This window comes from Acinetobacter sp. CIP 51.11 (assembly GCF_000369665.1).
GTDB classification, from domain to species: domain Bacteria; phylum Pseudomonadota; class Gammaproteobacteria; order Pseudomonadales; family Moraxellaceae; genus Acinetobacter; species Acinetobacter lwoffii_S.
Window position 1 is genome coordinate 755,613 of record NZ_KB850129.1, and the last position, 25,667, is coordinate 781,279.

27 protein-coding genes and 2 tRNA genes are annotated in these 25,667 nt (G+C 43.4%); 15 read left to right on the forward strand and 14 right to left on the reverse strand.

Annotation, left to right across the window (positions count from 1 at the left end; translation table 11 throughout):
- Positions 1-3 precede the first annotated feature (3 nt).
- Entirely contained in the window at positions 4-717 is a 714-nt protein-coding gene (gene nth, locus F894_RS07400; protein WP_005246932.1) for an endonuclease III, read from the forward strand.
- Positions 718-833: 116 nt separating this feature from the next.
- Here nth and F894_RS07405 read toward each other — a convergent pair whose 3' ends face one another.
- The 4 genes from F894_RS07405 to F894_RS07420 form a co-directional block, all read right to left on the reverse strand.
- Positions 834-1,046 (reverse strand): hypothetical protein, encoded by a 213-nt coding sequence (locus F894_RS07405; protein ID WP_004279489.1) that lies wholly within the window; start codon positions 1,044-1,046, stop codon positions 834-836.
- Between the two features lie 88 nt (positions 1,047-1,134).
- Positions 1,135-1,794, reverse strand: coding sequence for an adenylate kinase (gene adk / locus F894_RS07410; protein WP_004279488.1), 660 nt, complete (start codon positions 1,792-1,794; stop codon positions 1,135-1,137).
- Positions 1,795-1,869: 75 nt separating this feature from the next.
- Positions 1,870-3,186 (reverse strand): DUF445 domain-containing protein, encoded by a 1,317-nt coding sequence (locus F894_RS07415; protein ID WP_004279487.1) that lies wholly within the window; start codon positions 3,184-3,186, stop codon positions 1,870-1,872.
- Between the two features lie 65 nt (positions 3,187-3,251).
- On the reverse strand, positions 3,252-3,770 hold the full coding sequence (locus F894_RS07420) for a hypothetical protein (protein WP_005246933.1): 519 nt from the start codon (positions 3,768-3,770) through the stop codon (positions 3,252-3,254).
- A 238-nt stretch (positions 3,771-4,008) separates the two neighbouring features.
- Here F894_RS07420 and mrdA point away from each other — a divergent pair, with 238 nt between their 5' ends.
- Complete coding sequence (gene mrdA / locus F894_RS07425) at positions 4,009-6,060, forward strand: penicillin-binding protein 2 (RefSeq protein ID WP_034438219.1); 2,052 nt, start codon at positions 4,009-4,011, stop codon at positions 6,058-6,060.
- Positions 6,061-6,062: 2 nt separating this feature from the next.
- The gene (gene rsmD, locus F894_RS07430) at positions 6,063-6,620 is read left to right on the forward strand and encodes a 16S rRNA (guanine(966)-N(2))-methyltransferase RsmD (RefSeq protein ID WP_004279484.1); all 558 of its coding nucleotides are present in this window, start codon (positions 6,063-6,065) and stop codon (positions 6,618-6,620) included.
- An 87-nt stretch (positions 6,621-6,707) separates the two neighbouring features.
- Here rsmD and F894_RS07435 read toward each other — a convergent pair whose 3' ends face one another.
- Positions 6,708-6,920 (reverse strand): hypothetical protein, encoded by a 213-nt coding sequence (locus tag F894_RS07435; RefSeq protein ID WP_005104632.1) that lies wholly within the window; start codon positions 6,918-6,920, stop codon positions 6,708-6,710.
- 246 nt (positions 6,921-7,166) lie between these two features.
- Between F894_RS07435 and F894_RS07440 the strand changes: the two genes are divergently transcribed.
- The 3 genes from F894_RS07440 (at position 7,167) to F894_RS07450 (ending at position 9,222) form a co-directional block, all read left to right on the forward strand.
- Positions 7,167-7,901 (forward strand): sulfite exporter TauE/SafE family protein, encoded by a 735-nt coding sequence (locus tag F894_RS07440; protein ID WP_004730222.1) that lies wholly within the window; start codon positions 7,167-7,169, stop codon positions 7,899-7,901.
- A 98-nt stretch (positions 7,902-7,999) separates the two neighbouring features.
- Positions 8,000-8,761, forward strand: coding sequence for a 3-oxoacyl-ACP reductase (locus F894_RS07445; protein WP_005246935.1), 762 nt, complete (start codon positions 8,000-8,002; stop codon positions 8,759-8,761).
- A gap of 134 nt (positions 8,762-8,895) precedes the next feature.
- Positions 8,896-9,222: a hypothetical protein gene (locus tag F894_RS07450; RefSeq protein ID WP_005107497.1), complete on the forward strand. Its 327-nt coding sequence runs from the start codon at positions 8,896-8,898 to the stop codon at positions 9,220-9,222.
- A gap of 71 nt (positions 9,223-9,293) precedes the next feature.
- On the opposite strand, the gene F894_RS07455 is transcribed toward F894_RS07450, so the two are convergent.
- On the reverse strand, positions 9,294-9,842 hold the full coding sequence (locus tag F894_RS07455) for a 1-acyl-sn-glycerol-3-phosphate acyltransferase (RefSeq protein ID WP_005246937.1): 549 nt from the start codon (positions 9,840-9,842) through the stop codon (positions 9,294-9,296).
- 362 nt (positions 9,843-10,204) lie between these two features.
- Between F894_RS07455 and F894_RS07460 the strand changes: the two genes are divergently transcribed.
- Positions 10,205-11,368: a putative periplasmic lipoprotein gene (locus F894_RS07460; RefSeq protein ID WP_005246938.1), complete on the forward strand. Its 1,164-nt coding sequence runs from the start codon at positions 10,205-10,207 to the stop codon at positions 11,366-11,368.
- Between the two features lie 38 nt (positions 11,369-11,406).
- On the opposite strand, the gene F894_RS07465 is transcribed toward F894_RS07460, so the two are convergent.
- A complete protein-coding gene (locus F894_RS07465; RefSeq protein ID WP_005246939.1) occupies positions 11,407-12,561 on the reverse strand; it encodes a LuxR C-terminal-related transcriptional regulator in 1,155 nt (384 codons plus the stop codon).
- Positions 12,562-12,788: 227 nt separating this feature from the next.
- Here F894_RS07465 and F894_RS07470 point away from each other — a divergent pair, with 227 nt between their 5' ends.
- Positions 12,789-13,283 carry a copper resistance protein NlpE gene (locus F894_RS07470; RefSeq protein ID WP_005246940.1) on the forward strand — a complete coding sequence of 165 codons (495 nt, stop codon included), beginning with the start codon at positions 12,789-12,791 and terminating at the stop codon, positions 13,281-13,283.
- Between the two features lie 66 nt (positions 13,284-13,349).
- On the opposite strand, the gene groL is transcribed toward F894_RS07470, so the two are convergent.
- From groL to F894_RS07490, 4 genes are all read right to left on the reverse strand, one after another.
- The gene (groL, locus tag F894_RS07475) at positions 13,350-14,984 is read right to left on the reverse strand and encodes a chaperonin GroEL (protein ID WP_004279474.1); all 1,635 of its coding nucleotides are present in this window, start codon (positions 14,982-14,984) and stop codon (positions 13,350-13,352) included.
- A gap of 70 nt (positions 14,985-15,054) precedes the next feature.
- Positions 15,055-15,345, reverse strand: a complete 291-nt coding sequence (locus F894_RS07480; RefSeq protein WP_004646315.1) for a co-chaperone GroES — start codon at positions 15,343-15,345, stop codon at positions 15,055-15,057.
- Positions 15,346-15,513: 168 nt separating this feature from the next.
- Positions 15,514-16,290, reverse strand: a complete 777-nt coding sequence (locus tag F894_RS07485) for a metallophosphoesterase family protein (RefSeq protein ID WP_005246941.1) — start codon at positions 16,288-16,290, stop codon at positions 15,514-15,516.
- On the reverse strand, positions 16,271-17,209 hold the full coding sequence (locus F894_RS07490; protein WP_034438446.1) for a diacylglycerol/lipid kinase family protein: 939 nt from the start codon (positions 17,207-17,209) through the stop codon (positions 16,271-16,273). Before F894_RS07490 ends, F894_RS07485 begins: the two co-directional genes overlap by 20 nt.
- A gap of 417 nt (positions 17,210-17,626) precedes the next feature.
- Between F894_RS07490 and F894_RS07495 the strand changes: the two genes are divergently transcribed.
- The 5 genes from F894_RS07495 (at position 17,627) to tnpC (ending at position 22,494) form a co-directional block, all read left to right on the forward strand.
- The gene (locus F894_RS07495; protein ID WP_005246943.1) at positions 17,627-19,456 is read left to right on the forward strand and encodes a phosphoenolpyruvate carboxykinase (GTP); all 1,830 of its coding nucleotides are present in this window, start codon (positions 17,627-17,629) and stop codon (positions 19,454-19,456) included.
- 134 nt (positions 19,457-19,590) lie between these two features.
- Positions 19,591-20,013 carry a hypothetical protein gene (locus tag F894_RS07500; RefSeq protein ID WP_004646311.1) on the forward strand — a complete coding sequence of 141 codons (423 nt, stop codon included), beginning with the start codon at positions 19,591-19,593 and terminating at the stop codon, positions 20,011-20,013.
- A gap of 107 nt (positions 20,014-20,120) precedes the next feature.
- Entirely contained in the window at positions 20,121-20,504 is a 384-nt protein-coding gene (gene tnpA / locus F894_RS07505; protein ID WP_005006377.1) for an IS66-like element accessory protein TnpA, read from the forward strand.
- Complete coding sequence (tnpB, locus tag F894_RS07510) at positions 20,501-20,836, forward strand: IS66 family insertion sequence element accessory protein TnpB (protein WP_005006379.1); 336 nt, start codon at positions 20,501-20,503, stop codon at positions 20,834-20,836. Before tnpA ends, tnpB begins: the two co-directional genes overlap by 4 nt.
- A gap of 74 nt (positions 20,837-20,910) precedes the next feature.
- The gene (gene tnpC, locus F894_RS07515) at positions 20,911-22,494 is read left to right on the forward strand and encodes an IS66 family transposase (RefSeq protein WP_005246944.1); all 1,584 of its coding nucleotides are present in this window, start codon (positions 20,911-20,913) and stop codon (positions 22,492-22,494) included.
- Between the two features lie 91 nt (positions 22,495-22,585).
- Here tnpC and F894_RS07520 read toward each other — a convergent pair whose 3' ends face one another.
- Together F894_RS07520 and folD are read right to left on the reverse strand one after the other, a co-directional pair.
- Positions 22,586-23,254: a class I SAM-dependent methyltransferase gene (locus F894_RS07520; protein ID WP_005246945.1), complete on the reverse strand. Its 669-nt coding sequence runs from the start codon at positions 23,252-23,254 to the stop codon at positions 22,586-22,588.
- 153 nt (positions 23,255-23,407) lie between these two features.
- Entirely contained in the window at positions 23,408-24,256 is an 849-nt protein-coding gene (folD, locus tag F894_RS07525) for a bifunctional methylenetetrahydrofolate dehydrogenase/methenyltetrahydrofolate cyclohydrolase FolD (RefSeq protein WP_005246946.1), read from the reverse strand.
- A 153-nt stretch (positions 24,257-24,409) separates the two neighbouring features.
- Between folD and F894_RS07530 the strand changes: the two genes are divergently transcribed.
- Both F894_RS07530 and F894_RS07535 read left to right on the forward strand, forming a co-directional pair.
- A tRNA-Cys gene (locus F894_RS07530) sits at positions 24,410-24,483 on the forward strand.
- Positions 24,484-24,493: 10 nt separating this feature from the next.
- Positions 24,494-24,579 (forward strand) — tRNA-Leu (locus F894_RS07535).
- Positions 24,580-24,731: 152 nt separating this feature from the next.
- On the opposite strand, the gene F894_RS07540 is transcribed toward F894_RS07535, so the two are convergent.
- Positions 24,732-25,634 carry a helix-turn-helix transcriptional regulator gene (locus tag F894_RS07540; protein WP_005246948.1) on the reverse strand — a complete coding sequence of 301 codons (903 nt, stop codon included), beginning with the start codon at positions 25,632-25,634 and terminating at the stop codon, positions 24,732-24,734.
- Between the last annotated feature and the right edge of the window lie 33 nt (positions 25,635-25,667).

Consider the following 25,667-nt stretch of genomic DNA (forward strand, 5'->3'; position numbering starts at 1 on the left):
AACATGACCACAGCAAAGGCCAAGCCCGTTAAAAACATGACCAAAAAGCAGATTCAGACCTTTTTTGAACGCCTGCGTGAACAGCGGCCTAACCCAAAAACTGAGCTGAATTATTCCAATCCCTTTGAATTACTGGTCGCGGTCACGCTCTCTGCTCAAGCTACCGATGTCAGCGTCAACAAAGCCACAGACAAACTCTTTCCAGTCGCCAATACACCGGAAGCCATTTATGCGCTAGGTGTGGACGGCTTGAAGGAATATATCAAGACCATTGGTTTATATAACTCGAAAGCGGTCAACGTGATTAAAGCCTGCGAGATGCTGATTCAGAAGCACAACAGCATCGTACCGGACAATCGTGCAGACTTAGAAGCCCTGCCGGGTGTAGGTCGTAAAACGGCGAATGTGGTACTGAATACGGCCTTTGGTCAGCCGACCATGGCGGTTGATACCCATATTTTCCGGGTAGGTAACCGTACCGGACTAGCGGTTGGCAAAAATGTGTTGGAAGTTGAACACCGTCTGGTCAAAGTCATTCCCAAGGAATTTATCATTGATTCACATCACTGGCTGATTTTACACGGTCGTTATACGTGTATTGCGCGCAAACCGAAATGTCATGAATGTGTAGTATCCGATGTGTGTAACTGGCCGGATCGGTTTGAATTTGGTGCAGCCCGCCAAATTGCAGTGAAAAATATTGAGCTTGCTGAATAGAACGGCATGATCAAGCCGGGATAAAAATAGGTGACCAATGTGTCACCTTTTTATCGACTATGAGAAGAGTGCTTTTCGTTCAAACCAAATTCTTAGCTGAGCTGAACTATTATGGATTATTTATCCTGATCTTGTTCAGCCTTTTCCTGCTGCTTGCGCTGTTCAAGTTCGGCTTGTAATTTTGGATGGAGCTGGCGCTCAGGTCGCTTTGCTGCATTTTCAGCACGTTCTTCCTGACGTACTTTGTTGAGCATTTTAAAACTGAAATAGAACAGACCTACCAATACTGCCAGAAAGACTACCATCAACACCAATACGCCAAATTTCATAGCAACAAGTACCCTGTTCAAATACGCAATAAAAAAGAGCCCTAATATGACTTAGGGCTCTCCGATTGTCAAAATCATCGTCAGCCAATTATTTTGCCTGATCCAGAATCGCGAAAAGATCAGTTTGAACTTCATCGATTGGACGTAAACCATTTAGCTTGTCATAAGTTGGTGCATTTTCACCAGACGCTGCACGGCCTTGGTAGAAACCAACCAATTGCTCGGTTTCAGTATGGTAAGAACCTAGACGCTTACGAATGGTTGCTTCCTGGTCATCAGGACGTTGAACCAGATCTTCACCCGTTTCGTCATCTTTACCTTCCACTTTTGGCGGGTTGTAAACGATGTGATAGACACGGCCAGATGCAGGATGCTGACGACGGCCAGAAAGACGTTGTACGATTTCTTCATCTGGTACATCAATTTCAATCACGTGATCAATTGCAATGCCTTCTTTTTCCAAGGCTTCTGCTTGAGGAATGGTACGCGGGAAACCATCAAAAATGCAGCCGTTTACACAGTCAGGTTGCGCAATGCGCTCTTTCACCAGACCAATGATCAACTCATCAGAAACCAAACCGCCATTGTCCATGACACTTTTAGCTTGTAGACCTAATTCAGTTCCTTCACGAATTGCAGCACGGAGCATATCACCGGTTGAAATTTGTGGGATATTGTAGCGCTTACAGATCAACTGAGCTTGTGTACCTTTACCTGCTCCAGGTGGTCCGAGTAAGATAATGCGCATATATAAACATCCTCATTTAAACAATATGTATGACGCCACGACCACAATCACCCGATTGTGTCCCCCGACATCTCATTATAAGAAAGCCACAAACAAATGGATTAAACCCGCGACAAAACCGGTTACCCCACCCAATAAAATCAGAATCCATTCATCTTCCTGAAATGCAGGACGTAAAAGATTCTGAAACTCCTTCGGAGTCAACTCACGTATGCGGTCTCTAAACATTTGATAGATTTTCTGTGCACGGCTCGCATTAAATGCTGGGTCGCATACAGGTACCATCGTAATTTCAATCGAGCGATCGATCAAGTCCGTCTTGAGTTTTGCATACTCTTTTGGTCCTAAAGACAGCTGTAAAGAGGTCCGAACCAGGGGTGTTTCCATAATTTCATTAATATGACGTTTGATAATGCGGCGGGTTTTGTCTTTTCTGCCGCCATACATCATCTCGGTCATGATCGATTTTAACGTAATCAGGTCTTCTGTGACTACACTTGCGAAGACGTCAGAGACTTCATCCTGACGTTTCATAAATGCGCCTTGTATGTTATAGGTGCCGATACGAGGAATCACCGGCTTAATCCACGGAAACTTGCGATTTGTGGTACGGGCAAAGAATTGCGGGTACTTTACTGGGTGTGGATAGAGCGGATTGAAGACCATCCAGATCGCGATCCAGTTGGTCAAAAAGCCCCAGATCGCAGCCCAGAACGGTACAGTCCAGTGCCACGGCACTACAAACCAGACAATCATCTGGAAAATCCCAAAGAACATCCCGATGAGGGCACTGATATGCCAGATAAAATTGATCTCTTTTTGACCCACCTTCAGGAACATACGCACCATCAAGCGACGGTCGCCTTCCATCTGGCTCACTACCATTTCACGCATATCTACAAGTGACTCGACGTTCATGGTCAGCTCAGTCACTAATTCACGCAAAATTGCCGGCATTTGTTTTTGTGCTTGTGCATAAATTCTGCGCTTAATAGCAAAAGGTAGGTTTTCCCAGAGCACCGCATTGCGATCCATCATCACTTCATCAATCAGGTGTTCCAGTTCGAAACCGACCTGCTCGCCAATGATGCGTGCCATATCATCCGGATCCATCGCCTGTAAAAATTCGCGGATAGAGCCTAATTTTGACAGTGTGTTATCGGTAATAATGCCTGAAATACGTCCAGCTTTGCGTGGCACAATCCCTTGCCAGCCCACAGGTAAAGGCCCGAGATGGAAACCCCAAAAATTGATCGGATAAAAGACCATTTTCAGCGCCATCCAGACGTGAGCCCAGGTTACAAATGCAGTCACTGGAATAATGCTGAGCACGGCCCAAAAATCCGGGCGGTTTACAAAGGTTTGCCACAACTCGTTGACGTACTCAAGCATGCATAACTTCCATATTTAATTTTTTGTTCACAGAATACACATATTAATAAGGTCGAATATTTTGTCTATAAACCGATACTTAAAGTATAGGAAAATTGTAGCCGGGGTTCTGTTTCAGCCACAGCACGACCATTTCGGTCTTCGAGTTTCTCTCCGGCACCGATCCCGATACTAAAACTGCTGATCCGTTCTGAACTAAGCAAAACATAGGCCAAATCAACGCCAGCACCTAAACGGCCTTCATACTCGCCATCAACCTGTTTGCTGTCGATATGACCGGCATAAACCCCGACATAATAACCATTTTTGTCTTTGCCGGTGAGATGTGCTGGATAACGAAAGCCTGCCTGGCCGCCAATCGTACGATCATCATCCAGAAAAACACCACCTTTCACATAAGCAATCCCATAAGGGTTCACCCATTCGGTATTTAAATGCAGTAATTTCTGGGTAAAACCAACACCCACATTAAAGGCTTTTGCCTGAGCAGGCTCTATTTTGGTTGTAGTAGTACTCATTTGATCATGTGCATAAGCCCCGTTCGCCCACAATGCAAACGCTAACAAAGGGTAAACCTTGTTCATTCCTTCACCATCTTCCTTAATTATAGTTTTTGGTATAGTCCTATTTTTATTAGATTTTACTCTAGCAGAATTATCACAACTCTTATATACAGCACTTTACAATTTTAATGTCTGCAAAGTCAAAGCTTAAAGGAACTGATTGCAAGGGCAGTTTTTCATTATCAAATCAAGTGCAGTTGCGTTAGAATACTCCACTTTGATTCTTTTCTACCACTCTCAGGTCTTAAGTCGATCGCGTATGAAGCAGCACTTTCCTTTAAAAAATGCACAACAAGAAAAGCGCATCTATCGCAGTCGAGTCTTGATTTCCATGGGTATTGTCATTTTCTTCATGCTGCTGCTGGTCAGCCGCTATGCCTATTTGCAACTGTTCAACTTTGAAAGCTTTACTACAGCTTCTGATGAAAACCGGATTCGTCTGCAACCCCTCCCTCCAGCGCGCGGTTATATTTATGACCGTAACGGTGTCTTGCTGGCCGATAACTATCCGGTATTTACTGCCACTTTAAGTCGTGCCGACGTACAGGATATCGATCAAACGCTCGAACGCCTGAAACCGATTCTGGAACTGACCGAAGAAGACCTGGAACGCTTTCAAACCCGGATTAAAACAGCACGTAAAACCGAACGGGTTTCAATCAAGCTTAACCTGAATGAAAATGATATTGCCCGTTTCAGTGAAGTGAAATATCAATTTCCGGGTGTGAATATTGAAACCCAGATGACTCGCTATTACCCACATGGCGATCTGTTTGCACATGTGATTGGTTATGTGGGCCGGATTAATGACAAAGAACTGAAATCAATTGATAAGGATCTCTATGCTGGAACCAACCTGATCGGAAAAATCGGGGTGGAAAAATCCTATGAAGAGCTGCTGCATGGTGTGCCGGGAAATGAATCAGTCGAAGCAGATGCCTTTGGTAATGTGCTGCGTCATTTGGGCCGTAAAGATCCGGTGCGTGGTAATGATCTGTTCCTGTCACTGGATTACGGTTTACAGGTAGTAGCTTCGGAGCAACTGGCCGGGCGTCGTGGCGCGATTGTGGCGATGAATCCTACAACCGGAGAAATTCTGGCGCTGGTCTCCAGCCCAAGTTTTAATCCGAATCTGTTTGTGACTGGGATTAGCACCAAAGATTATTCCTACTTACGTGATAACCTTGATCAGCCGCTATATAACCGGGCGGTTCAAGGAACTTATCCTCCAGGTTCGACCATTAAACCGATGTTTGGCCTGGGTGGCCTTCATTATGGCCTGGTCGATTGGGATACAGCAATTTCCGATCCCGGCTATTTCACACTTCCGGGCGATTCGCATAAATTCCGCGACTGGAAAAAGTCAGGACACGGCGTAGTCAACTTGCATAAATCGCAAGTGGTCTCGTGCGATACCTTCTTCTACATTCTGTCGTTCCGTATGGGCATTGAAAAAATGAACACCTGGATGCGTCAGTTCGGCTTTGGTGAAAAAACCGGCGTGGATTTACCAAGTGAAAGCTCAGGACTCTATCCAAACCCGGAATGGAAGATGCGTACTCGCAAGGCCAAATGGTCACGTGGTGAAACCATTTCCGTCAGTATTGGTCAAGGTGCTTTTACTTCAACCCCGTTACAGCTGGCTATGGCCACAGCCATTACCGCCAACCATGGCAATAAAGTCATTCCCCATGTGCTGCGTGAAAGTCGCGGTGCCAAACCATTCAAGGTGCATAATGGCACGCATGGCAAGATCGATTTTAACGGTCAGGAAGAAGACTGGATCAAGATGCGTGATGCGATGGTGGACGTGATTCAATCCGGTACAGGCCGAGGCATTAAAAGCGGCTTACAATATTCTATTGCCGGAAAAACCGGTACGGCACAGGTGAAAAGTATTGCTCAGGGCAAGCGCTATAATGAATCCTTATTGACCGATCGTCAGCTGGATCATGGTCTGTTTGTCGGTTTTGCGCCTGCTGAAAATCCTGAAATTGCGATTGCAGTTATTCTGGAAAATGGTCGCGGTGGTAGTGCCGCAACGGCTCTGGCCCGTCCAATCTTTGATTACTGGTTACTGCATAAAGATAAAAATCCGGTACGCCCACAAGGCCACCAATTAAGTGGTGGTCTGATGACAGCCGGAATCAAGCCAGCTGAATTACCAAGTGGTGCAGGCATGTTAAGTCAAGATGCAGCATCTAGTGCCGTTCCAGCCAGTGACCAGCCCGAAACGACTGCTCCGAGTTCTGCAAATACGACTGCATCTCCCGCAGCAACACCTGCTCCGACACCGGTAGAGCGAGATTAAAGATGAAAAACCAGCTTCGAATTATTGGTGGTGACTGGAAACGCCGCCAACTGCCTTTTGCCAGCATTGAGGGTTTGCGCCCGACGCCTGACCGTGTTCGGGAAACACTGTTTAACTGGCTGATGTGGGATGTACAAAATGCACAGGTGTTGGATATTTGTGCTGGCTCTGGGGCATTGGCGTTTGAGGCATTATCGCGTGGTGCTGCATCAGTGGTGATGATTGAACCGGATCGTACTCAGGCACAATTTCTGACCCAAAATCTGGAACTTTTAAAAGTCACCAAAGCACGTGCGCAATTAAAAGTGGCTACGGCGCAGCAAGCTTTGTCTACCCTTCAGGCACAGTTTGATCTGGTTTTTCTGGATCCGCCATATAGTTTAGATTTATGGGAAGAACTCGCGCTCAAGGCAGATCCTCTGATCAAGGACAATGCCTATATTTATGTAGAAGCAGATCGTGATTTACAATTGCTTAAATTGCCATCCTCATGGCGTTTAATTAAAAATACCAAAGCCGGTACAGTTCGTGCTGGGCTTTATCAAAAAAGTATTTCTTGATTTAAATTGTTTTGAAGAGACATTAAAAAAGGATTCCTCAGTGGAATCCTTTTTGTCATTGTAGTCAGTCAAATTTAAAGACTGTGATTAACGATCACGGCGCCAGTCGCGGTTATCTCGGTCACGTTTCCAATCCCGATGATCTTTATGGTCCTTATTTTTCCAGTCATGATCTCTGTGGTCTCGATCATAATGTCCATTACGATCTCTGTTGCCACGATAATCATCATCCCAAGGATCAACCACACAACCGGTTAATGACACAGCCAATACAGAAAGTAATATCACTTTTTTCATCATGTCCATCACCTCTTACTGCACTCTGTCAGTATCAGGCGAGTTCATGGAGAGTGAACGGAGCCATTGTTGCACTCTTGTAGAGATTTATGCATGTTTTATGCATGGCCGTAAACCTCTTTTTTCTTAATTAGCATTCATGCTTTTATGAGAATTTGAACTTTCATTTGCATAAATCCAGCTAAATGGAAACTTGGCTTTTGTTTAAATCTTGAGAATACTGCTGCCTTTGCTTATGACCTGATCTTTATGACTTGGCTGTTATTTATTCTTGGTGCAATGGTCGCAGGTTTTGTCCAGGGGCTGACCGGCTTTGCCTTTGCCCTGATCGCCATGTCTTTCTGGGTCTGGGTGCTGCCTCCGCAACTGGCCGCGCCCTTGCTGGTATTTGCCTCGATCTGGAGTCATGTGATTTCACTCAGTCAGGAAAAAAAGCAGCTAGTTTTATCCAGGCAGTTGGTGCTGCCTTATCTGATTGCTGGTCTGATTGGCGTGCCGCTGGGTACTTATCTGTTGCAGATCATTCAAGCAGATACCTTTAAGATGATCTTGGGATTTTTTCTGGTACTGTGGTGTCCGGTGATGCTATTCAATCCGCAATTCAAAACAATTCAGCATTCAGGAAAATTGACTGATAGCTGCATCGGTTTTATTGGCGGAATTTTAGGAGGACTGGGCGGTTTTTGCGGTGCCATTCCTTCGGCCTGGGTGATGTTAAAACAATTACCCAAAACCCAGCAGCGCTATATTTTACGGCACTTTAATTTTGCAATTCAGCTTTTCACGCTGGGTACTTATGTATGGCAAGGCCTGATCAATCAAAGCCATTTACCCTATATGGCCTTGCTGATTGTTTTTGTGAGTATTCCGGCAATTTTAGGCGCAAAACTATTTTATAAAATTTCGGAATTACTGTTCAAACGCATGATCTTAAGTTTACTCTTTAGTGCAGGCTGTTTTCTATTAGCGTCCCAATTCATTTAAACACAAGATCAAGCCGAGTCTGTCTTCCCCGCTAAAGCTTGAATCCGTTGAAATAACTGCTATGTTAAGGCCAATCTTTGTAAATATAGATCATCATTATGCAGATTCGTGATCAGATTGTTCTTGTTACTGGTGGTGCACGTGGTTTGGGTTTAGCCATTACTCAGGCTTTACTGGCTGAGGGCGCGCGCGTGGTCGTCAATTATCATAGCAGTCAGCAGCAAGCTGAACAGCTGGCCCAGCAGTATCCTGAACAGGTATTTATTTATCAGGCAGATGTCACTCAAACTGATCAGGTCCGCGCTTTATTTGCCGCAGCTAAAACCCATTTCGGGGAAGCGATTCATGCTGTAATCAATAACGCACTGATTCAATTTGAATTTAATGGTGATGCACGCCCTAAAGTAGAAACGCTGACTTGGGATATGTTGCAACGGCAATTTAGCGGTGCAGTACAGGCTGCCTTAAATACTACACAAGCCGCACTGGATGATATGAAACAGGCAGGGTTTGGCCGGATCGTGAATATTGGTACAAACCTGGTGCAAAATCCGGTGGTTCCTTATCATGACTATACCACCGCCAAAGCTGCATTATTGGCCTTTACCCGCACCACGGCGCAGGACTTGGGACAATATGGCATCAATGTGAATATGCTCTCTGGTGGCCTGTTACAAACCACGGATGCCAGTAAGGCCACACCTGACATTGTCTTTGACCTGATTGCTCAATCGACGCCTTTACGCCGCGTAATTACACCAGAAGAATTTGCTGCTGCAATCCTGATGTTTTTGTCACCTTATTCACGTGCCGTCACAGGACAAAACCTGATTGTAGATGGCGGGCTGGTCAAAGGTTAAATGTTTAGAGAATGGACTTGAATTTTCAAATTCTGTTGTTCTATTTTTTAACCATTTGGTAGATTAAAAAGGTTTTGTGACCGGGTTTTACTTCTACAATAGTGCGCTCCCATAAAACCTTTAGTCTACTTTCCATGAAATTTATCACGACATTGCTCAGTACCTTGCTGCTGGCAGGTTGTATGTCCAGCGATTTAAAAAAATCAGAACAATTACTGCAAAATTTCCACTGTGCCAAGGTAGATACCGCCCAAATGCCACATAGCAGTATGACCGACTATTATCAGCAGATGTTGTATAGCAGCAAATCCAAAGTCGAATCTTATATCAAACAGTATCATCAGGGTGAAGAGTTATTTGACCTGCCATTGCATGAAGTGGTGGAACAGCAATATGATCTGTATAAAGATGCCTGCCAAAATCTAGGTGGAATTTTACCCGCTTCTGAAAACGCATCTTAAGTCTGTCAATCTTCATGATGATTAGGCAATAAAAAAGCAGGAGAATTTTCCTGCTTTTTTTCAACTCAATTTTAATTCTGATAATAGCGCTGATCTACACTAAAGCATTCAGGGAATTTTGGTTGAATCTCTGCATAAAATGCCATGATTTCTGCCATATCTTTTTCATAATCCCCTGTCGGATAAACGATTTTACCTACGCCAGTTTTCTTCTTGGCATAGTCCATATAGGCCAATGCAATCGGCACACCTGCATTGATCGCTACATGATAAAAACCGGTCTTCCACTGTTCCTGTTTAGCACGAGTCGCTTCTGGCGTGACCAGCATGACCAGTTTAGGATGAGTCTTGAATAAGTCTGTCATCAGCTGAACCATACTCGGACGAGGCTCCCCCGGCTGTTTAGGACGGCGATCGATCCCGATACCGCCCATAGCACGCACAAAAGGTCCAAATGGCAATTTCATATAACTGTCTTTAATGGTTAAGCGAACATTCACACCTAATGCTTTTAAGGCCAGTCGCGCATACAGTGCATCCCAATTACTGGTATGAGGAGCAGCAATCATGACACATTGGTCTAAATCTAGGGGCCAATGGTTATCAATTTCCCAACCCATCAGCCTCAGGCTTTGTTCTGCTAACTTCTCAAACACGTCACGCACCAATTCTATTCAAAATTGCGCGAATTTTAGCAACCTCGGCAAATATAGATAGTGCTCCATGAGCAAAAAATAAACAGTTAATCTATATTTGTATAATTAGAATTTTTAGATGAATAGTTGATTATTTTTGCCACCTTCAACTTATCTCATACATCAATTTATGGATAGTTCAGATTACTCCCCAATATAAATAGGAATTCCTTTCTGATTTAAAGGATTCATGCATTAAAAAGCTCTTAACCTCCTAATTTTGGGATATGGCAAATATGAGGGTCTTTTTATACTGAATCCACATTATAAATTTCAGGAAGATTCTGATGAAAAAGACTTTAATTTGCCTTGCTTTAACGGGGTTACTCACAGCATGTGGCGGTTCGGATGATAACTCAAGTACACCTCCTGCAAGTAATATTGGAACCCAGACGGGGGTGCTGACGGATGCTGTGATTTCTGGAGTACGCTATGTCACAAGTAGTGGTGTTACAGGTTTTACCAATGACAATGGTGAATTCAACTTCAATGAAGGAGAAACGGTTAAATTTTATATTGGTGATGTTCAACTCGGTGATGAAATTGAAGCCAAAGAACGTGTTACCCCTTTGGATTTAGCTGAAACTGAAAATGCTCGCCTTAACTTACTGGTATTTTTACAATCCTTAGATGGAGATGATAAAGATGACAAACTTCAAATTAGTACGGCCACTACAGATGCCTTAAAAAATCAGAGTATTAATTTTGACCAACCTTATAATGACTTTAAAAATGAAGCCATTGTCAAAACAGTAATTCCTGAAGGAAAGTTAGTGAATGAAGAGGACGCTAAAGCACACTTCCAAATGACCTTCTATAAAGATATTGCCGGTACGTGGGAGATTAACCGTACCGATAACACTGCTGTGTTGATTCACATTCTGGAAGATGGACGCTATGCACTAGGTGAAGCAGAAGCCAAAGAGGAGAGTGGTCAAGCAGGCATTGAAATGGGCCGCTTAAAATGGAATGCAACAACAACCGTGATTGAACCGGAAATCCTACATGACACCAATGGTGAATGGGGACTTTCACATCCTGCCGAGAATAAACCTTATTCTTTAAACTTTAATGGAACTCAATTAATTCTTACTGAACCAGGCGTTAGTACTGAATACCGTTTAAATCGAGTTAAGCAGTCTAATAGTCTCGTCGGCACGTGGCGACTTAATGAAACACATCTATTTGCTTTCTTTGATAACAACTATTATTTCTTCCTAGACACTGAAGGTGGAGATGACTGTGGTTGGCCAGGGATTGAATATGGCAAATATACATTGTCAGCAAATACTCTCACCACAACCGAGGTATTATTCGATACCAACGAGTGTGGTGGATTACAAGATAGTTCAAATGGCAGTAAGACAATTGCAAGCATCAATATATCTAACAACAATCTTATCTTACATCCGCAAGGTGAAGATCCTGTAACTTTACAACGTGTTAAATAACCCATATAAACCGGCTTGAATATGAAATTCAGGCCGGTTTAATCAATATGTTCAAATTGAATGGTACAGCCCATCAATAAATGCATCAGTTCGATTTGCGAACAACATTGGGTTTTTTCATAAATATTTTTAAAATATGTCCGTACCGAACTCAACGTAATGCCACACTGTTCTGCAATATCTTCTATTTTATAACCATTAATTAACAACTCGCATAAATCAAACTCTCGTTTGGAAAGCTGGTAACACTGTTGTAGGTAAGCTCTTGACAGGGAGTAATGCTGATTTTTATCTGTCATAAATAAGGCAATCTGATGCTGAGCAGACTGTAAATGCTGCATATTTCTTAATTTTTTAAATGGCACCACCGTCAGCATAAATTGCGAGCCTGCCCCATCACTCAACGCCAAGACTCCACCCACCTCAGTCTGAATGGTCGTATCTTCCAGCAAAGCACTTTCTAATAGCTGATCAAAACGTATCTGCTGAGCATAATTGGTTTTTAGACGGTTATGTATATCCAGATCCAGACATGAACTTTGATCAAGCATCTTTTGCGCAACAGGATTGGAATAACTTAAACACAGGTTTTGATCGAGCAGTACAATTCCGGTTTTTAAACTATCCAATACGGTATACAAGCTTAAATTATCTTGCTGAATCAAGTTGATTTGCCGGTGAATTTGCAAAGCCCGGCGTAAATGAATACTGATACGTCTTAGAAAATCCAGCTCAACTTGTTCAAAAGGCTGCACCTCAGGAGCACGATGAATACCCAGTACCGCCCAACGATAATTTCCCCGATCCAGCAATACCCCTGCCAGATAAGATACACCGCCAGGCTTTAAACACTTCTCATAGAAAACATAGTGATCCGTACCCGGCTGTTCTGCATAGTGCTGACAGTTATGACTCAATGCATCGCCCATCTCGATCGCATTCCATAATGGCATATGCAATTTCATATCAATCACTCTGATACGCTCATCTTGATAAGCAGCCAGACTTTCACTCGGGATATTGTGCGTGTAAACAAAATCATAGCCTGGATTAAGCTGATCCAGACCGGTAAAAATTGCACTCTTACTTTTAGTATAGCTCACGATATCTTTGATCACGTCCAGCCACAAAGATGGCAATACAGCAGCATCATAAATTTTTGCAATCAGATTATTTTCTTGTTCTAATTTCATTATCCCCTCCGCATTATCATTATTTTCTAATCATAGCGTTCAGAATTGGTTAACGAAACAGCATAAAGTGACTTTAAATTTGGCTAAAAATTCTTAAATCCTGCTCACTTATCAATAACTTTGGCCTGATTCACCTAATGAATCAAACTTTAACAAGATTGCCCTATTTATCTGTACTGACTACTTTTAATGTAATTCATAACAAATAATTTAATAGGGTCAAAACAATGAAAAAATTAACGCTTACTGCTGCGATAGCAGTCGTTATTGCAGGAGCTTTAACCGCCTGTTCAAAGCCCAATGATAATGAGCCGATGAATAATAATGCTCAATCCAGCCCAGCCATGATGGAGCAAAATAAAGCGGATACCAGTGTGACCCGTGCGGATAGCGCAGAAACCTCACTAGATTGGGCAGGTGAATACGAGGGTGTTTTTCCTTGTGCTGACTGTGAAGGAATTAAGGTCGAGCTAGATCTCAATCCGGATAAAACCTATGAGCTAAATGAAGAATATTTAGGTAAAGGCGGAAATAATGAGACCGAAACTAAAGGCAGTTTCAGTTTTGACCCTCAAGATCCTTCAATCATCACATTAGATAATAAAGCTGAAAATCGTAAATTCTTTGTCGGTGAAAATTTTGTTGAAGCACGCGAGATGAAATCAGGTAAAAAAATCGACAGTAATTTAAATTATAAATTAGTTAAAAAGTCCGCATCATAATTTTGTAAACGCATAAAAAAATCCCCGCTATTGCGGGGATTTTTTATGAAATGCTCGGATGATGAATTACATCATGCCGCCCATACCACCCATGCCACCCATATCAGGCATTGCAGGTTTGTCTTCTGGGATTTCAGTGATCATGCATTCAGTGGTCAGCATCAAGCCAGCAACAGAAGCGGCGTGCTCAAGTGCAGAACGCGTTACTTTAGCAGGGTCAAGAATACCCATTTCCAGCATATCGCCATATTCGCCAGTTGCAGCGTTATAACCGAAGTTACCTTCGCCATTCTTCACAGCGTTGATCACTACAGAAGGCTCATCACCTGCGTTAGATACGATTTGACGAAGCGGTGCTTCAATCGCACGACGAAGAATGTTGATACCTACGTTTTGGTCATCATTCGCGCCTGTTACGCCTTCAAGTGCAGATGCAGCACGTACTAGTGCAACACCACCACCCGCAACGACACCTTCTTCAACTGCAGCGCGAGTCGCATGAAGCGCGTCATCTACACGGTCTTTTTTCTCTTTCATTGCAACTTCAGTTGCAGCACCGATTTTGATGACAGCAACACCGCCAGCAAGTTTCGCTACACGCTCTTGAAGTTTTTCTTTGTCATATTCTGAAGTAGATTCTTCGATCTGTGCACGGATTTGCTGTACACGGTCAGCGATTTGGCCAGCATTACCAGCACCATCTACAATTACAGTATTTTCTTTAGATACAGTTACTTTATGTGCTGTACCCAAGTGATCAAGCGTCGTTTGATCCAGCTGCATGCCGATTTCTTCAGAAATCACAGTACCGCCAGTCAAGATCGCGATGTCTTGAAGCATAGCTTTACGACGATCACCAAAACCAGGTGCTTTTACCGCACATACTTTGATAATACCGCGCATGTTGTTGACAACAAGCGTCGCAAGCGCTTCGCCTTCAACATCTTCAGAAATGATTAAAAGCGGTTTGCCAGTTTTAGCAACAGCTTCAAGTACTGTAATCAATTCACGAATATTGCTGATTTTCTTATCAACAAGAAGAATGAATGGATTTTCAAGTTCAGCTGTTAAAGTATCTTGCTTGTTCGCGAAGTACGGAGAAATATAACCGCGGTCGAACTGCATGCCTTCAACTACGTCAAGCGAATCTTCGAAGCCTGAACCTTCTTCAACCGTGATCACGCCTTCTTTGCCCACTTTTTCCATTGCTTGCGCAATCAGCTGACCTACAGTCGTATCAGAGTTAGCAGAGATCGAACCTACTTGTTCAATCGCTTTAGAGTCTGATGCTGGTTTTGCAGTTGCCTTGATGTTTTCAACTACAGAACGTACCGCAATATCGATACCGCGTTTCAAGTCCATTGGGTTCATACCCGCTGTTACTGACTTGATGCCTTCATTCAAAATTGCTTGTGCCAATACAGTTGCAGTCGTTGTACCATCACCTGCGATGTCATTGGTTTTTGAAGAAACTTCACGAACCAGTTGAGCACCCATGTTCTCGAACTTGTCTTTCAGCGTAATTTCTTTGGCAACAGTGACACCATCTTTAGTGATGTGCGGTGCACCAAAAGAACGGTCGATAACAACGTTACGGCCCTTAGGACCCAAAGTAACCTTTACTGCATCTGCAAGGGTGTTTACACCAGCAATCATTTTTGAACGAGCTGAATCACCAAATTTTACGTCTTTAGCTGACATATTTGACTCCGAATATTGTTGTATCTTTACAAAATCTGATTTGGAATGAATAAAACTTTTTTAGCGCAGATTAAGCTTCTAATACCGCTAAAATGTCAGATTCTTTCATGATTAAAAGCTCTTCGCCGTTTACTTTTACAGTAGTACCTGCATAAGTACCGAACAATACTTTGTCGCCAACTTTTACGTCTAACGCGCGTACGCCATTGTCAGTGATTTGACCATTACCAACTGCAATGATTTCACCTTGAGCAGGTTTTTCAGCAGCCGAACCTGGAAGTAAAATGCCCCCAGCTGTTTTAGTTTCTTCTTCAACACGACGAATAACAACGCGGTCATGTAATGGACGAATGTTGCTCATAAATAACTCCATCAGACTAAGTCTTTTTTAGGTCACTGATGACGACTTAATTATTCCATGGGTCATCATCAAAAATTTTTGATGTCACTTTTATGGAGATGGAATAAAACGCTTCAAGGGCAAAAATGAAAAAAAATTGGTTTTTTTTAACGAATCATAGGTTTTCGTCTATTTATTCGGCAGATCAGCCTTCAACATAAAGGCTTGTGCCACTTCATCGAATAAATATTGAGAAATTTTTCCTGTGGCATCAATCAGATTAAAGCTGTTCGGTTCATCTTTATGTAAACGATTTGACGCAGAAGTCCCTGCATGTACATCATATACAGGATGATCCATCCCCAATCCGAACATCTGATTCAAATCATAAATCGCCGGTTGATGCAGATGCCCATGTAACACCGCAAACAGACCATGCTCTGCCCAGGCCTCTAAAGCAATTTTGGCCATCAATGGGCTGTCCTTGAAACCGCGCTTATTTTGAAAAGGCACATAAAAAGGTTGATGGCTGACAATGATTTTTAATTTGGACGCAGGCGCCTGAGCCAGTTGCAAATCAATACGCTGAATCTGCTCAAGGGATAAATGCCCTTTGGTATGATATCGACGTCGGATCGAATTCACCCCAATCAGATAAAAATTTTCAGTTTCAAATATTGGCTCCAATTCACCAAAAAAAATCTGGTAACGGGTAAATGGATTGAAAAGCCGATTCCACAAATGATAGAGCGGAATATCATGATTCCCCGGGATCACCATATAAGGCGTATTGAGCTGATCTAAAAATTTTTTGCAGGCAAAGAATTGACCCAAACGTGCGCGCTGAGTCAGGTCACCACTGATGACGACGGCTTCAAGTGGATGGGTCTGACAGAAATGCCGAATCGCTTCTAAACACTCCGGCTTCTCTGTTCCAAAATGCAGATCAGACAGATGCAGGATCATGTGGCACCATTACGTTTAGGCTATCTTTTAATACAGAAATATTGAGTGGCGGGGCCATTTCCACAATTTCCCCATCAATCGCTACCATCAGTTTCTTGGCTCGGGATTCGATTCGAACTTGATCGGCTGCAAAACTATAAACATCCGATGCCTGGTCAATCTTGCCACGAATCAGCTGATACACAAGCTTAAATAAAGTAAGCTTATCACTTTTAGAAACAACCACTCCCGCCACTTTGCCTTTTTCAGCCGCTTCTGCAATGCGCATTTTCATATCTGCCAGTTGCAAGGGATTATTGCCAAAAAAGATCAGTGGTGTTTTCACCGGATATTTCTTTTGATCCACCCAGATTTTTAGTTTTAATTCTTTACGATCGCGAATCAGAACATCCAGTGCAGAAGTATAGGCATGTAGCGGTAAGCGACCAAAAATACGATTATAGTCTTCACGTTTTTTAATAAATAAAGGATATAGACCTAAACTGGCATTATTCAGATAAATTTCCTGATTGATACGAGCAACATTCATACGTTGTGGCTGTCCTGTCGCAATCACTTTTGCCGCTTCAAGCAAATCCAGCGGAATCCCCAATAATCTCGCCACATAGTTAAAAGTCCCTAAAGGCAAAATACCGACAGGAATTTGCGTATTCAACACATGTTTGGCGACTGTATTTAAAGTGCCATCTCCGCCTGCCGCAACGATGATTCCTGACTCGCTAGATGCCAAATGCTGTTCAAGCACCTCAACCATAATTTTATCAAATTGCTGTGAATCATTGATTTCATAAGCTTTAGTTTGATAACCCTGCGCTGAAAATATATCGATCAGCTGCTCATAAATGCCTTCTGGCCCCTGTATGCGAAAACCAGCTTTATGATTAAAAATCAGCGATAAGGGTTTAGATTGATTAGACATTTTTCGCGCAATTTCATTGAAGCCTATTGGCATTTTGTCCAATTCATAGACAATTAACAGTGGCTTTATGTAAAATTCAAATGGCAACCATTTATTTAATCAATAATGAATATTAGAGGTCTTATAAAATTAAGATAATGATTTTAATATTAATTTTTAAAATAAATACTATCCATAATTTAAATAAATAATATTAACAATTCAAATATTTAGTTTTATCTTGTTGTTTTACTTATATTTATAAATAAAATAGCATTATATTCCAAAAAAAATCTAGCACTTCTTTGGTCTTATTTTTTTTATCATTTTATGCTTTAATACAGCCACTTTTTTTCATATTTCATCTGGGCGATATTTTTTATTGCTCGGATTGTACTTTGTACATCTAATTTGTACACATTTGAGATAGGCCTCACCATGACCCAAGTGAACGCACCAGAATTCGTTCGTCACCCTAAGCTTATTGCTTGGGTGGAAGAGATTGCTAAATTAACAAAACCAGCAAAAATTGAATGGTGTGACGGTAGCGCAGAAGAATATCAACGTTATATCGACTTGATGATCGCTAACGGCACAATGCAAGCGCTGAATCAAGAAACTCATCCTGGTTCTTATCTTGCAAATTCTGATCCTTCTGACGTAGCACGTGTTGAAGATCGTACTTACATCTGTTCTGAAAACAAAGACGATGCTGGCGCGACCAACAACTGGGAAGCACCTGCTGTCATGCGCGAAAAATTGAACGGTTTATTTGACGGTTCAATGGCAGGTCGTACACTTTATGTGGTTCCATTCTCAATGGGTCCATTGGGTTCTCATATCGCTCATATCGGTATCGAGTTAACTGACTCTCCTTACGTTGCAGTAAGCATGTCTAAAATGGCTCGTATGGGTAAAGCTGTTTATGACGTTCTTGGTACTGACGGTGAATACGTTCCTTGCGTACACACTGTAGGTGCTCCGCTTGCGAACGGCGAAAAAGATGTTGCATGGCCTTGCAACAAAGAAAAATACATCGTGCATTACCCAGAAACTCGTGAGATCTGGTCTTATGGTTCTGGTTATGGCGGTAACGCATTATTGGGTAAAAAATGCCTGGCATTACGTATTGCATCATTTATGGGTCGTCAACAAGGCTGGTTAGCTGAACACATGCTGATCCTTGGCGTGACCAATCCACAAGGCGAAAAACACTACATCGCAGCTGCATTCCCATCTGCATGTGGTAAAACAAACTTCGCTATGTTGATTCCACCAGCTGGCTATGAAGGCTGGAAGATTGAAACTGTAGGTGACGATATTGCCTGGATCAAACCAGGTGAAGACGGTCGCTTATATGCAATCAACCCTGAAGCTGGCTTCTTCGGTGTAGCGCCTGGTACCAATACTAAAACCAACCCGAACTGTATGGCAACCATGCACAAAGACGTGATTTATACCAACGTTGCTGTGACTGACAACGGTGAAGTTTGGTGGGAAGGTCTGACTAAAGAAGCGCCTGCTAACTTGACTAACTGGAAAGGTCAACCACACACTGGCGAAGAAAAAGCAGCGCATCCAAACGCACGTTTCACAGTATCTGCTGGCCAGTGCCCTTCTATTGATGCTGACTGGGAAAATCCAGCAGGTGTTCCAATCTCTGCGTTCATCTTCGGTGGTCGTCGTGCAGACACAGTGCCTCTAATTTCAGAAGCATTTGACTGGGTTGACGGTGTTTACAAAGCTGCAACGATGGGCTCTGAAACAACTGCTGCTGCTGTTGGTCAACAAGGTGTTGTTCGTCGTGACCCGTTCGCGATGCTTCCATTCGCGGGCTACAACATGGCAGATTACTTCACGCACTGGTTAGAAATGGGTGAGCAAGTGGGTGCGAAAGCTGCTGCTGCTGGCAACAAACTTCCAGGTATCTACAACGTGAACTGGTTCCGTCGTGATGCTGAAGGCAACTTCGTATGGCCTGGTTTCGGTCAAAACATGCGTGTTCTTGAGTGGATCATTGACCGTTGTGAAGGTCGTGCTGATGCTGTTGAAACACCAATCGGCCTAGTTCCTACTTACGAACAGCTGAACTGGACTGGTTCTGACTTCACTAAAGAACAGTTTGACCTAGTAACTTCTCAAGACAAAGATCAATGGATCAAAGAGCTTGAAAGCCATACTGAATTGTTCGATAAGTTAGGTGAGCGTTTACCGGAAGCGTTAAAAACTCGTCAAGCAGAACTTATTGCTGCGGTTAAATCTGCTTAATTGCTGATTTAATTAAAAAAGGTCGCGTAAGCGGCCTTTTTTATTGGCTGTTTAAACAATTGATCACAATTGACCAGAGCAGCAGTTTAAGCAAAATATGGCATACTTAAGCCAAGACTTCAGGAACTATAAATATGAAAAGAACAACAGTAATTTTGGCTATGGCTGCGAGCAGTTTCGTACTGAGTGCATGTCAGACCACACCCCATCAATTCAATGGACAAAGTGGCTATGAAATTCTGGAACGTTCAGGCAATACAGCAACCTTGAGCTACACCCTCTCAGGACGACCAAGCCAGGATGAAAATCGCTTGCAAGCCGCTTGCAGACACGTATTAGGAAATTCCAAAACTTACAACATCCAGATTTTAAGCACCAATGAAATTTCCAATCCAACTGCGGAACAGGAAAACTATGGCCGCCAACTGGGTAATAGCCGCACGCAAATCAGCTTGAGCAATACGCCTGATTTACATAATAGCGAGAACCCGGGTGCACGTGAAGCTTTAGAAGCCCGCCCTACGACCATGCGGGTTATTCGTTATACCTGTTCTTAATATCTGATACTTAGTTACTTAGTAAGCGTCCGCTGAACACACCTTATGAATTCATCCTATAAGCCTTAATTTAGTCCCCACTTAAAAACAAGTGGGGACTAAAATTCATGACTACAAATAACCAGACATCCATCGCATCTCTTGCGAAAAAACGAAGAACATACAGTGCTGAATTTAAACAGCAGATCGTTCAGGCTTGTAAAGCACCGGACGTTTCAATTGCTTCGGTCGCTTTGCAACATGGATTGAATACAAATCTTGTATCCAAATGGATTCGCTTAATTGATGGTAAGCCAGGGAATGATCGCTCACCACTACCGAATAAACCTGCATTTATTGCCTTATCTTGCTCTGCACCATTAGATCCTACTCCTACTGACATGTTAACGGTTCAAATTACTTTACCCCACTCAAAAGCAGAAATTGGCTTGAAATGGCAAGTATCAGAAATATCTGCTTTAGCAGAATTACTCAAGGCACTTGCAACATGATCAGCATTGATGAAATCTGGCTTTCTACCCAACCTCTGGATATGCGAGCAGGGATGGATACTGTCATGGCTCAGGTGGTGAGAGCCTTTGGCTACATTAAACCGCATTGTGCTTACCTGTTCTGTAATAAACGTGGCCATCGCATGAAAGTGCTGGTACATGATGGACTGGGCATCTGGCTGTGTGCCCGGCGGTTGGAACAGGGAAAATTCCACTGGGCGCAGGTTCACCAGGGTGAAAGCATGGCGATCAGTCCGGAACAGTTACAGGCATTAATCCAGGGTTTGCCCTGGCAGCGCATTGGACGACAGCAGGTGGTCACGATGCTCTAAACCAAGCTCGGCTATTCTGCCATCCTCCAAACGTTCTATTTCATTCTCTTCATGACCTCAGGCATACTGCGGTCATGAATACGCTGCCTGACTTAAGCCAACTGACCCATGAACAACTACTGGAATTCACCAGACAGTTGGCTCTGCAGCATCAGTCTCTGGCGCAATCAAATCAAGAATTGGATGCCAAAGTTCAACACCTCTCTGTTCTCACTCAAAAATACGAGCATGAACTGGCGCTGTTTAAAAAGCATAAATTCGGCAGTAAAAACGAACATCTCACCGCAAAACAAATCCATCTATGGGACGAAGCGGTCGAAGAAGATATCGCAGCCGTTGATCTGGAATTAGAACGATTAAATGCAGATAAAACCGATGCAGCGACACAGAAAGCCACAGTCAACAAACCTAAACGTCGACTGCTGCCAGATCATCTACACACCATCCGTATTGAGCATGAACCTGCATCAACCCAATGCAGTTGTGGCTGCCAGTTACGTCGTATCGGCGAAGATATCAGTGAAAAACTGCATTTCAGACCGGCACAATTCTACAAGGAACAGCATGTCCGTGGCAAATGGGTCTGTGATCAGTGCGACACCCTGACTCAGCAAGCGATGCCCGCCTATGTGATTGATAAAGGTATTGCCAGTCCTGAATTGCTCAGCCATGTGCTGGTATCGAAGTATGCCGATCATTTGCCGCTGTACCGTCAGCGCCTGATCTTTCTACGCGCAGGTGTTGATCTGTCCAGATCCACATTATCTGACTGGATTGGTCGCTGCGGTGTAGAACTGGAGCCTCTGGCCAATGCCTTAAAAGAGGTGGTGCTGCAACAGCAGGTGCTGCATGCAGATGAAACACCAGTCACCATTATGCGGATGGGTGAGAATGAGAAAAAACCGAAGAAAGGTTATGTCTGGGCCTATGCCACCACACAGTACAATCCAGTTCAGGCAGTGATCTATGACTTTCAAGATAGTCGTTCAGGCCAGCATGCTGAAGAGTTCTTGAAAGGCTGGCAGGGCTATCTGGTCTGTGATGATTACAGTGGTTATAAAGCACGCTTTAAATCAGGCCAGGTCATTGAGGTGGGCTGCATGGCCCATGCACGTCGTAAATTCCATGAACTGTATGTGACCGGGAAAAGTCAGGTCGCTGAACAGGCATTGGTGCTGATTCAGAAACTGTATGCGATAGAAGCAGAACTCAGGAAAAAGACCGATGGTACGGCAGAACAGCGCCGCGAATACCGACAACAGCATAGTCAACCGGTGATGCAACAACTGTATGAATGGCTTAACCAACATCAACTGACTGTGCCATCGAGTTCTCCAACCGCCAAGGCCATCAATTACACTCTGAAGCGTTGGCCAGCTTTAAGCCGCTATCTGGATGATGGCAATCTACCTATAGATAATAATTGGGTGGAAAACCAGATGCGTCCTTGGGCCTTGGGACGCAAGAACTGGCTGTTTGCTGGGTCACTGCGTAGTGGTCAGCGAGCGGCAAATATCATGACTTTAATCCAGTCAGCAAAGCTGAATGGCCTGGATCCGTATGCCTATCTCAGTGATGTGCTGAAAAGGCTGCCGACACATAAAGTGACCCAAATAGAAGAATTACTGCCACACCGCTGGAAATCCGACCAAAATTAAAAAATAGGCATGGGATTCAGCGGACGCTTACGTTACTTAAGCAGAGTAAGACAATCAAAAAGGGCCTAGTGCCCTTTTTAATTTTTTAAATTTAACGTGTTTTATAGAAACTGACATTACGAAATTCGGGCGATTCATCCAAATCCGGCCAGGTCGTCGCACTACGCTCATCCAGTTTTTCATATTGAGGATGACTAAAGTTTTTTACCCGACTGTCTGCAACCCACACCTCAGGTGCAAATTTTAAAAACTCATCCAGGAAGAAACGGTTACATTGATCATAGAGCACATCTGCGGCTAATAAAATATCCACCTTCTCTGCCTTATATAGGTCATCCAGATATTCAAGCTCGACATCATTTAGCTCTGCATTGGCACGACAGGCATCCAGACTGACTTTGTCAATGTCACAACAGATGACCCGTTTGGCACCTGCCATTTTTGCAGCAATCGCGACTACACCTGAACCCGCGCCAAAATCCAGTACTACCTTATCTTTGACATGATGCGGTTCTGCTAGGAGCCATTGTGCCATTGCCAGTCCAGATGCCCAGCAGAATATCCAATACGGCGTATCATTCCAAATGCGACGAATCACTTCATCATCAAGTTTATCAGTTGGAAATACGGGTGGAATTAGCCAAAGTGAAATCGGTGTTTCTGGCAGTTGCTGTGCCATTAATTCACAATTCGGAATGACTTGGTGCAAGGCTTGGAGTAAATGCTCAGGGGCTTTAGGAAATTGGAAAGTACAGCTCATTGGATTTTTATTCGTTATATGTGTCAGAAGAACTCTTATATTTTAGATATTACCCTCATCCCAGCCTTCTCCCATAGGGAGAAGGAGCATCCATTATTTTCACAATGAACTTCCCCTCTCCTTTCAGGAGAGGGTCAGGGAGAGGTCTGTTTATTAACCTAGCGCTTTCTCAGCAGCTTCAACCGTTTGACGGATTAAAGTGGTAATCGTCATTGGACCTACACCACCCGGAACTGGTGTGTAAGCAGAAGCAATTTCTTCGATGCCAACCAATTGAATATCACCTACACCACCGCCATCACGTGGATGGAAACCAGCATCAACAACCACTGCACCTTGTTTGATCCAGTCTTTTTGAATCAATTCAGCCTTACCTACCGCACCGACAATGATGTCCGCTTGCTTAACAAAGCTTGCAAGATCTTGAGTACGTGAATGGCAAATGGTTACGGTTGCATTCGCTTCTAGCAGCATCGCAGCCATTGGTTTACCCAAAATTGCAGAACGACCTACAACTACCGCATGTTTACCAGCGATTTCAATGTTGTTCTCTTTCAGGATAGTCATAATACCCGCAGGCGTCGCTGAACCATAGGCTGCCTCACTCATTGCCATACGACCATAGCCCAGGCAAGTGACACCATCTACGTCTTTTTCAAGCGAGATTGCATCGAAACAGGCACGCTCATCAATTTGCGCAGGAACCGGGTGCTGAAGCAGAATACCGTGCACATCAGGATTTGCATTTAATTTTTCAATTTCAGCCAATAATTCTTCAGTTGTGGTTTCTTTAGGAAGTTCCACTTTGAGTGAATCCATACCAACACGGCGGCAGGCATTGCCTTTCATGCGAACATAAGTTGCAGATGCACCATCATCACCTACCAAAATCGTCGCAAGAATTGGAGTACGACCTGATTTTGCTTTCAGCGCTTCTACGCGAGTAAACAAGTCAGCTTCAATTTGCTTCGCCAATGCACGACCGTCTAGAACTAATGCCACGGCACTTCTCCCAAGTGTTGATATGAATCAATTTTGCACATTCTACATGAATAATTTAAATATTTTCCGCCAGATGATGTTTTTATGCGCATACAGATGAATACACTATTGTTTTTTTTTCTGAGCTTGCTAATATACGCATCAACAAGACGCGGCGGGGTGGCAGAGTGGTCATGCAGCGGACTGCAACTCCGTGGACGCCGGTTCGATTCCGACCTCCGCCTCCATCTTGTTAAAGCCCGAGTGGTGAAATCGGTAGACACAGGGGATTTAAAATCCCCCGCCCACAAAGCGTGCCAGTTCGAGTCTGGCCTCGGGCACCATTCTTCTACTACAGAAAGATGGTGCAAATAAAGAACCCAGCGAAAGCTGGTTTTTTTATGCCTGTAATTTAGTAAATCAAAAAAATAAGTAAATTAAATTTCCATTTAAAGCATGATCATTAATTAAGCTACCCTGCTCTACGTTCTCAATATCATCCAGCAGAACGTAAATATCCTTGCAAATCCTGTTCCAGTTTCTGCTGAAAATGAATCGGCTCAATAATTTTCACATAGGGCAACCAGTAACGCACCAAAGGCAACAACTGCATTTCGTGACGAATCTGGCAACTAATCACTAACTCTCCAGTCCCAGTTTCCTGCTCGATCTGCTGTTCTGGAAATAAACGGCGCTCTTTAAAAAAGACCGCGACTTCAGGTTGTACCTTGATTAAGACTTGCTGCTTTTGCTGCCCAAACCAGATGCTGTCTTCATCTACCAGTATTTTTAGTATTTCAGGATCATGCGCAAAGCTCTCCACCTCAGAAACCAGCTTGAGTTGTTGCACCTGACTTAAGCGATAGGTGCGCAACTTGTCCTGATCTACACCCACCAGATACCAGATACCATGATGGTGAATCAAGCGATAAGGCTTAATGATTCGCAATTGATCTGAATATTGCAACTCAACCTGCTGACGTTTATAGATTGCGCTTGCAAGCAACTTGAAATGTTCGGCAAACTGTTTGGCATCTTCAAAATAATAGCCTTTTGCCGAAAATACCTGATTTGCCCGCTCATCCAGCAGTTCACGCATAAAAGACATATCCAACGCCGGATACAACTCACTGATCCCCGAAAGCTGGGCAAAAGTCTGGATATCCTGCAATTTAAACCGCCCTAAATAAGAGGGTTCCAGATAATATCGTTTCTGTTCATCTTGAAGTAAGGGTAAGTAAGAGCCTAGACGATCAAAATCACGCTCAATGGTGCGGGTGCTGACCTGAAATTCTGCAGCTAGCTCTGCAGCCCGGAGTTGATATCCGACGTTTAATTTGGTCAAAATTCTGGCTAAACGCTCTGCAAGACGCTCATGTGTTGAAGCTGGGCGCTTCATAAATCCCCACTTAATACATTCTCATGTACTTAT